The sequence below is a fragment of the Proteus sp. HMSC14B05 genome (genome assembly GCF_001808035.1).
Classification (GTDB): domain Bacteria; phylum Pseudomonadota; class Gammaproteobacteria; order Enterobacterales; family Enterobacteriaceae; genus Proteus; species Proteus mirabilis.
The window spans coordinates 209,073-216,970 of sequence record NZ_KV792002.1; the positions used below are offsets into that span (position 1 = coordinate 209,073).

Genomic DNA, 7,898 nt, shown 5'->3' on the forward strand with positions numbered 1-7,898 from the left:
GTTGTTTATGTAAATAGTTATTCAGATTTGATTATGATAGTGCCAAGTTCGGGATGAGAAAAACTGGCAATAATATCCAGTCGTAAATCTTTTGCACCCTCAGATGTTTTTACTTTCAGATATTCAACTTTTTTACTTAAAAAGAGATCATCTGCGACACCATCAATTTGCTCACCATTATGTAATTCAATATGGAGTGTTAAGCCTCGTTGGCAAGCTAACTCCAAATATTCATAATCATCACAATTAATTGGTTGATATTCTGTATTTGTTGACATATTCCCTCACCACTCGTTCGTGGCGGTATTGCCGCCAGTGAATAATTCAGAATAAAATCATTATGCTGTTATTCGAAGTGATCACAATAGTTATTGTGATAATTTTCTGAAATAGTGCATTCTGCGACAAGATTTAAGAATTTATACTAAAACGTAGTGTAATTATCTTAAAGGGGGTTTTATTCACCCTTTTTGCTTAAAAAAATGCTAAACTAGCATTGAAAACGAGAAATTAGAAAGTACCCAGAACTTAGGGAGTTGATGATGGGGAAAAAACTTTTATTTGCAGCCATTGCTGCAGGGTTATTTATTATGTCAGGCTGCCAGAATAATATTGGCCTGTCACTCGATGGTAAAATTGTTGATCAAACATATAACAGTATTCTACCTTGTGCCGATTGTTCTGGTATCGACACGACTATTCTTGTCAATCAAGATGGCTCTTATGTAATGGAGCAAAGTTACCAAGGCACTTCTGATGACAATCGAAGTTTTTTTGAGTCAGGTACTTGGTCATTAAGTAAAGATAAACTGACCTTGACTAATAGTTATGGCGAGAAGAGTTACTATTTACCTCGTGAAGATAAATTAGTTATGTTGGATATCGATGGTAATGTAATTAATTCGGGTCTTAATTATACCTTAGCAAAGGTTCAACCTAAGCAGTTAGCGGGTGAATTTACCTATTTTGCTGACGCTGGAACCTTTAAAGATTGCCAATCTGGACGTGTCTATGCCGCTGATGGATTAGTATTAGAAAAAGGCTATTTTGCTACAGGCGTTGATGGCGGAACACCTGTCTATCTAGAGGTCAGAGGTTACTATAGTATTCGTCCTTCAATGGAAGATGGACAGTATGATCGTGCATTAGTGGTTACCGATAATAAACCACGCTTTGATCGTCATGGCTCTTGCAATAGCCGTCGTAATAGCAGAAGTTAATTCATTATAAAAAAACCGCTTTAAATAAAGCGGTTTTTTTTACGTTAACAAAAGTGGTAACAGCAGTCGTTAAGTTTGGTCAGTTTAGCCCATAAGGGCTAAACAATATTAAATGGATTAAACCAGTTGCTCTTTAATAAAGGCAACAACATCATTCACATTGACCAGCGATTTATCATCACTACGGCGTGCTTTATACTCAACTTGTTCGTTATCCAGATTACGATCACCAATCACGATGGTGTGTGGTACACCAATCAGCTCCATATCTGCAAACATCACACCTGGGCGCTCTTTGCGATCATCAAATAATACATCAATACCCTGTGCACGTAAGTCAGCATAGAGTTTCTCTGCTACTTCTTTTACACGATAAGAACGATGCATGTTCATTGGTAAAATGGCAACTTGGAAAGGTGCGATAGCATCAGGCCAGATAATACCACGAGCATCGTGATTTTGTTCGATTGCCGCTGCAACGATACGAGTAATACCAATACCATAACAACCCATAGTCACAACTTGGTTATGGCCTTCTTCGTTTTGTACCGTCGCTTTTAATGCTTCAGAATATTTCTTACCTAGTTGGAAGATATGACCGACTTCAATACCACGTTTGATAAGTAAAGTACCTTTACCATCTGGGCTTGGATCACCTTCGACAACATTACGGATATCCGCCATTTCAGCAAGAGGTAAATCACGCTCCCAGTTAATACCAAAGTAGTGTTTACCATCAATATTTGCACCAGCACCAAAATCGCTCATAACAGATACAGCGCGATCGATAATGATTGGTAATGGCAAGTTAATTGGACCAAGAGAGCCTGGACCTGCATTAACAGCTTGGCGGATCTCTTCTTCAGTCGCGAAAACTAAAGGTGAAGCGACAATGCTACATTTTTCTGCTTTTATTTCATTGAGCTCATGATCACCACGGACTAATAAAGCCACTAATTTATGACCACTTTCTTCAGTTGCATGAACAATAAGTGTTTTAACTGTTTTTTCAATAGGCAGATTAAATTGTTCAACTAATTCAGCAATAGTTTTTGCGTTTGGTGTATCTACTAAACGTAACTCTTCTGTTGCTGGTGAACGAGGTGTTGCTGGCATAACCGCTTCTGCTAATTCAATATTAGCAGCATAGTCAGATGCTGTTGAGAATACGATATCATCTTCTCCGCTATCTGCTAATACTTGGAATTCATGAGAGGCACTACCACCAATAGAGCCTGTATCAGCTAATACTGGACGGAAGTCTAAACCAATACGAGTAAAGATATTGCTATAGGCTTGATACATTCTGTCGTAAGTCTCTTGTAGAGACTCTTGAGAGATATGGAATGAATAGGCATCTTTCATGATAAACTCACGTGAACGCATAACACCAAAGCGCGGGCGTACTTCATCACGGAATTTAGTTTGAATTTGGTAAAGGTTGAGTGGTAGTTGTTTGTAAGAGGTGATTTCATTACGAACAATATCGGTCACCACTTCTTCATGGGTTGGACCTAAAACAAAAGGACGCTCACCGCGATCTGTAAAACGCAACAATTCTGGGCCATATTGTTCCCAACGGCCACTTTCTTGCCATAGATCAGCAGGCTGAACAACCGGCATTGAAATTTCAAGTGAGCCTGCGTTGTCCATCTCTTCACGAACAATTTTCTCAATTTTTCTCAGGACACGAACACCGGTCGGCATCCAATCATAAAGGCCAGATGCGAGTTTACGGATCATACCTGCGCGAAGCATGAGTTGATGGCTGACAATTTCGGCATCAGCAGGCGTCTCTTTCAAAGTAGAGAGCAAATAGTGGCTAGTACGCATTATTAGGTTCCATTAGAACAAAAATACTTAGGCTGACTGTCAGGCCAGTCTACATCAATATAAATAGAGAAAGTCTTTAGTCTACCAGTGACTTAGGTTTGCCAAAAGAGGCAAAGCATTTTTTTCAATCTGATTTGCTTAAAGACAAGAAGTTTCAATGTTAGTAAGTGCAAGTTAGCGCGGTTCTATACTAAGAACAAGTGTTTGCTGCCCATTGACTTGCCAACGAATATTAAAATCCAGTAAATGCACGGCATATACTCTATCACTTTGTTCGCTTTTTTTATAAGCAGGACGCGGATCTTGTTGCAATACTTGAGTGATAAATCGCATAAGATGAGGATATTGATGAGAGTAATATTGTAACTGCTGTGTGGCATCTTCAGAAAAAAGAATCTCCATCTCTTCATGAGGAGCATATTGGGCAAAGCCTGCTGTTGCACCAGCAATAGATTCAGCATAGGGAAGGTACGGCTTGATATCAATAATGGGGGTTCCATCAATAAGATCTAGACTGCCTAGTTGCAAGATCACCGATTGCTTTTCAATAATGATATCTTTTAGCTCGACTAATGACATGCCGATAGCATTAGGGCGAAAAGTTGAGCGAGTGGCGAAAACCCCGAGTTTGCTATTCCCCCCTAATCTTGGTGGGCGCACTAATGGATGCCAACCTTGTTGCGCTGTTTGATGAAAAATAAATAATAACCAAAGATGGCTAAATTGTTCTAAGCCCCTTACTGCATCGGGATGATTATAAGGTGTGTGTAGTATTAGCTGGCCTACGCCATCCTGGACTAATCCAGGTTGGCGAGGAACGGCAAATTTCTCTTTATAAGGGCTGATAATATGCCCTATAGATGTTATTTGGTAGCTATTCATTGAGTAATTAATAGTGCTGAACCTTCACAGATTGCCGATTGATAGCAACCCATTCCTGTGACTATTTGGCATTCATGTAATAAAACTGCATTCGCATTTTTATAAGCCGCTTTGATAGCCATTCTTTTTTTCGCAGCAGGTAAGCTTGCGGGTGGATCTTGTAGTGTTTGTCGGCAAGATTCACCGGCAACAACACCTAAATCTTTAAAAGGCGCACCTAAAAGATCTTCTGTTTTTTCAACAATGCGAACAGGAGATAAAGTTTGCTGTTTGGGCTTTTGTGGTTGGCCAGGTTTATTTAAACGCATATCCGTAAACTTAGACTGATCAACATCAGATGATTTCTGCATTGAACAGCCGGTCATAAACAGCGCTATAATGCCAATAAGTAGCAAGCGCATGTGCATGGGTATATCCTCTTTATTATTGTCTATACAAAAATTAAACCGCCCTAATTTAATGCAAATTAGCCCAGTAAAAAAGAGAAAGGCGAACAAATGTCCGCCTTTTTTATTATTAAGTTGAGTTGTGAGATGATTACCAACCTTTTACTGCACCACCGTTAAAAATCTTATTCGCAGCGCTATCAACTTCATCTGTTTGATAAGATTGAATAAATTTCTTCACATTTTCATCATCTTTATTGTCCTCACGGGCAACAATAATATTGACATAAGGTGAATCTTTATCTTCAACAAAAATACCATCTTTTGCTGGAGTTAAGTTAACTTGACTCGCATAGGTTGTATTAATAACCGCTAAGTAGATTTTTTGATCATCTAAAGAGCGCGGTAATTGTGGTGCTTCTAACTCAACTAATTGTATGTTTTTCGGATTTTCAATGATATCCAGTTTAGTCGGTAATAAACCAACCCCTTCCTTTAATTTCACTAATCCTACTTTTTCTAAAAGTAGCAGTGAACGACCTAAGTTGGTTGGATCATTAGGGATAGCCACTTGTGCACCATCGGGTAAATCTGCTAAATCCGTTATTTTTTTAGAATAACCAGCAATAGGGTAAATAAAGGTATTACCTACAGCCGTAATTTTGTAATTACGATCTTTGATTTGTTGATCTAAATAAGGCTTATGTTGAAAGGCATTAATATCAATATCACCACGGCTTAATGATTCATTCGGCATGACAAAGTCATTGAAAGTGACGAGTTCAACATTAAGTCCATATTTATCTTTAGCGACTTGTTTAGCAACTTCAGCAACTTGTTGTTCAGAACCAGAAATAACCCCCACACGGATATGATTGGGATCTTTTTCTTTTTCGCCACAACCTGCTAAAGCTAAAGCACCGACTAACGCACTGACTACAGCAAGTGATTTAAATTTCAATGACATAGATTTACCCTTTCTTTGAACTGGTTAAATAAAAGGTTTCATACAAACTACATTTATTGATTAGATAGTAGATGAATAGAAACCTTTAATTCATTTATTTATGTGTTGTCAGTTTAACTAAACGATCGCCAATAAACTGAATGATAAAAACAAGAATAACAAGTAGTACAATGACGGTATTCATTACTGTGGCATTATAGCCCACATAACCATACTGATAACCAATTTGACCTAAACCACCGGCACCCACAGCGCCCCCCATTGCGGAATAACCGACTAATGTAATGAGTGTAATGGTTGCAGCATTAATTAAACCTGGTAAAGATTCTGGTAATAAAACTTTCTTGATTATCTGCATTGGTGTTGCCCCCATGGCACGAGAAGCTTCAATTAAACCATGAGGTATTTCTAATAAGGTATTTTCTACCATACGTGCAATAAAAGGTGCAGCTCCTACAGTTAACGGAACGATAGCCGCCTGTAAACCAATGGATGTTCCTACTACCATACGTGTAAAAGGGATCATCCAAACTAATAAGATAATAAAAGGGATGGCCCTAAAAATATTAACTAAAGCAGAAATTACTTTATAAGCGGGTGAGTTCGCCATAATTTGCTCTGGTCGAGTCACATAAAGTAAGACACCTAATGGTAATCCAATGACAAAACCAAAAAAGCCTGAGACAAATGTCATGACTAAGGTTTCCCAGATCCCACTAATTAATAAATAAATCATTCCTTCAGACATAACCGAGAACCTCTACTTTCACATGATGCTCTTCTAAAAACGCGATAGACTTTTCTGTGTTACCATTTTTACCGTGTAATTCTGCTAGCATCACGCCAAACTTTACTCCACCGGCATAGTCCATTTGAGAACTTAAAATATTAATATCAGCATCAAAACGACGAGCAACAATAGACATTAATGGCGCATCAACAGATAACCCATTAAATTCAAGCTTTAACAGCGGGAATAAGCCTTCTTCCCACTCTGGCTTCATACGTTCTTTATAATCGTCAGGAATATCCAATTGTAATGTTGATTGAATAAATGCTTGAGAAACGGGTGTTTTAGGGTGAGAGAAAACCTCACTTACCGCATCACTTTCAACTAATTGACCACCACTGATCACGGCAACTTGGTCACAAATACGTTTTACAACATCCATCTCATGAGTGATAAGTAAAATAGTTAATCCTAAACGACGATTAATATCTTTTAACAGTTCTAAAATAGAACGCGTCGTTGCAGGATCAAGAGCACTAGTTGCCTCATCACACAATAAAACGTTTGGTGAATTAGCTAATGCTCGAGCAATCGCAACACGCTGCTTTTGTCCCCCTGATAAATTGGCAGGGTAATACTCTTTTTTATCTGCTAAACCCACTAATTCTAATAACTCATTAACACGTTTATTAATATCTGCACGCGGCGTGTTATCAAGTTCTAGAGGTAAGGCAACATTATCAAATACCGTTCTTGAGGACAGTAAATTAAAATGTTGGAAAATCATGCCAATGCCACGACGTGCTTTGGTTAATTCTTTATCAGATAATTTTGTTAGATCACGACCATCAACCCAAACTTCACCTGATGTCGGCTTTTCTAACATGTTTACACAGCGTATGAGAGTACTTTTACCTGCACCTGACGACCCAATCACACCAAAAATCTGCCCTTGTGGCACATGCAGGTTAATATTTGATAGCGCTTGTATTGAACGCGCTCCCTGCTTAAATACTTTATTTATATTCGTCAGTTTAATCATCTTGTTCTTTATATAAGTAGAATATGGGGCATTCACGCTATTCTGCCCGAGTTAAAATAGATGTTAAGGCGTCTAGACGTCCAAGTCAACAAAAAAGAGCAGAAGCGTAATAGGTAATAATAGTCAATAAAAGAAAGAAAGGTGGATATGCTTCTCTATATAAGAAAAAACATGCGATACTAAGCGCAAATATCTAAAAGGAGTAATGCTGTGAGCAAGGGGATTTCTGCGATTTTTTTAGATCGCGATGGAACGATTAATATCGATCATGGTTATGTATCTGAAATTGATAACTTTGAATTTATCGAAGGTGTGATTGAAGCAATGGCTGAATTAAAAGCCATGGGATATGCTTTAGTGCTAGTGACTAATCAGTCAGGTATTGGTCGAGGGTATTATAGTGAAGATCAGTTTTTACATTTAACTGAATGGATGGATTGGTCTTTAGCTGATCGAGGCGTCGATTTAGACGGCATTTATTATTGCCCACATCATCCAGATGCAATTATAGAAGAATACAAAAAAGAGTGTGACTGTCGTAAACCTGCAACAGGTATGTTTATGGATGCGAAAACACAATTAAACATCGATATGGCATCTTCTTATATGGTGGGAGATAAAAAAGAAGATATGTTGGCAGCAAAAGCGGCTGGCGTTGGGCATAAAATTCTCGTTCGCACAGGAAAAGCGATTACAGAAGAGGCCGAAACTTGTGCAGATTTTGTTCTAGATAGCTTATCCGACTTGCCAAAATGGCTTAAAAGCCACAAAAAATAGGCACTTCGTTTAATTAACCAACAAACAAACATTTTTTTTCAAAAAACTATTGCCAGCCTCA

9 protein-coding genes are annotated in these 7,898 nt (G+C 38.3%); 2 read left to right on the forward strand and 7 right to left on the reverse strand.

All coding sequences use genetic code 11. From position 1 onward, the window contains the following. Positions 1-17: 17 nt before the first annotated feature. On the reverse strand, positions 18-278 hold the full coding sequence (rof, locus tag HMPREF3129_RS16985) for a Rho-binding antiterminator (RefSeq protein WP_004245453.1): 261 nt from the start codon (positions 276-278) through the stop codon (positions 18-20). 261 nt (positions 279-539) lie between these two features. Here rof and nlpE point away from each other — a divergent pair, with 261 nt between their 5' ends. Then, on the forward strand, positions 540-1,220 hold the full coding sequence (nlpE, locus tag HMPREF3129_RS16990; RefSeq protein ID WP_004245452.1) for an envelope stress response activation lipoprotein NlpE: 681 nt from the start codon (positions 540-542) through the stop codon (positions 1,218-1,220). A 117-nt stretch (positions 1,221-1,337) separates the two neighbouring features. Here the strand turns inward: nlpE and proS are convergent, their stop codons facing one another. From proS to metN, 6 genes are all read right to left on the reverse strand, one after another. Next, complete coding sequence (gene proS, locus HMPREF3129_RS16995; RefSeq protein WP_004245451.1) at positions 1,338-3,053, reverse strand: proline--tRNA ligase; 1,716 nt, start codon at positions 3,051-3,053, stop codon at positions 1,338-1,340. A 174-nt stretch (positions 3,054-3,227) separates the two neighbouring features. Continuing rightward, entirely contained in the window at positions 3,228-3,935 is a 708-nt protein-coding gene (gene tsaA / locus HMPREF3129_RS17000) for a tRNA (N6-threonylcarbamoyladenosine(37)-N6)-methyltransferase TrmO (RefSeq protein ID WP_017628595.1), read from the reverse strand. Further along, positions 3,932-4,342: an Rcs stress response system protein RcsF gene (gene rcsF / locus HMPREF3129_RS17005; RefSeq protein ID WP_004248708.1), complete on the reverse strand. Its 411-nt coding sequence runs from the start codon at positions 4,340-4,342 to the stop codon at positions 3,932-3,934. The genes tsaA and rcsF overlap by 4 nt, the downstream gene beginning before the upstream one ends. A 130-nt stretch (positions 4,343-4,472) precedes the next feature. Beyond that, complete coding sequence (locus tag HMPREF3129_RS17010; RefSeq protein ID WP_004248707.1) at positions 4,473-5,288, reverse strand: MetQ/NlpA family lipoprotein; 816 nt, start codon at positions 5,286-5,288, stop codon at positions 4,473-4,475. A gap of 94 nt (positions 5,289-5,382) precedes the next feature. Next, on the reverse strand, positions 5,383-6,036 hold the full coding sequence (locus HMPREF3129_RS17015; RefSeq protein WP_004245447.1) for a methionine ABC transporter permease MetI: 654 nt from the start codon (positions 6,034-6,036) through the stop codon (positions 5,383-5,385). Then, entirely contained in the window at positions 6,029-7,060 is a 1,032-nt protein-coding gene (gene metN, locus HMPREF3129_RS17020) for a methionine ABC transporter ATP-binding protein MetN (RefSeq protein ID WP_004245446.1), read from the reverse strand. The genes HMPREF3129_RS17015 and metN overlap by 8 nt, the downstream gene beginning before the upstream one ends. 210 nt (positions 7,061-7,270) lie before the next feature. Here metN and gmhB point away from each other — a divergent pair, with 210 nt between their 5' ends. Further along, positions 7,271-7,837: a D-glycero-beta-D-manno-heptose 1,7-bisphosphate 7-phosphatase gene (gmhB, locus tag HMPREF3129_RS17025; RefSeq protein WP_017827605.1), complete on the forward strand. Its 567-nt coding sequence runs from the start codon at positions 7,271-7,273 to the stop codon at positions 7,835-7,837. The last annotated feature ends 61 nt before the right edge of the window (positions 7,838-7,898 follow it).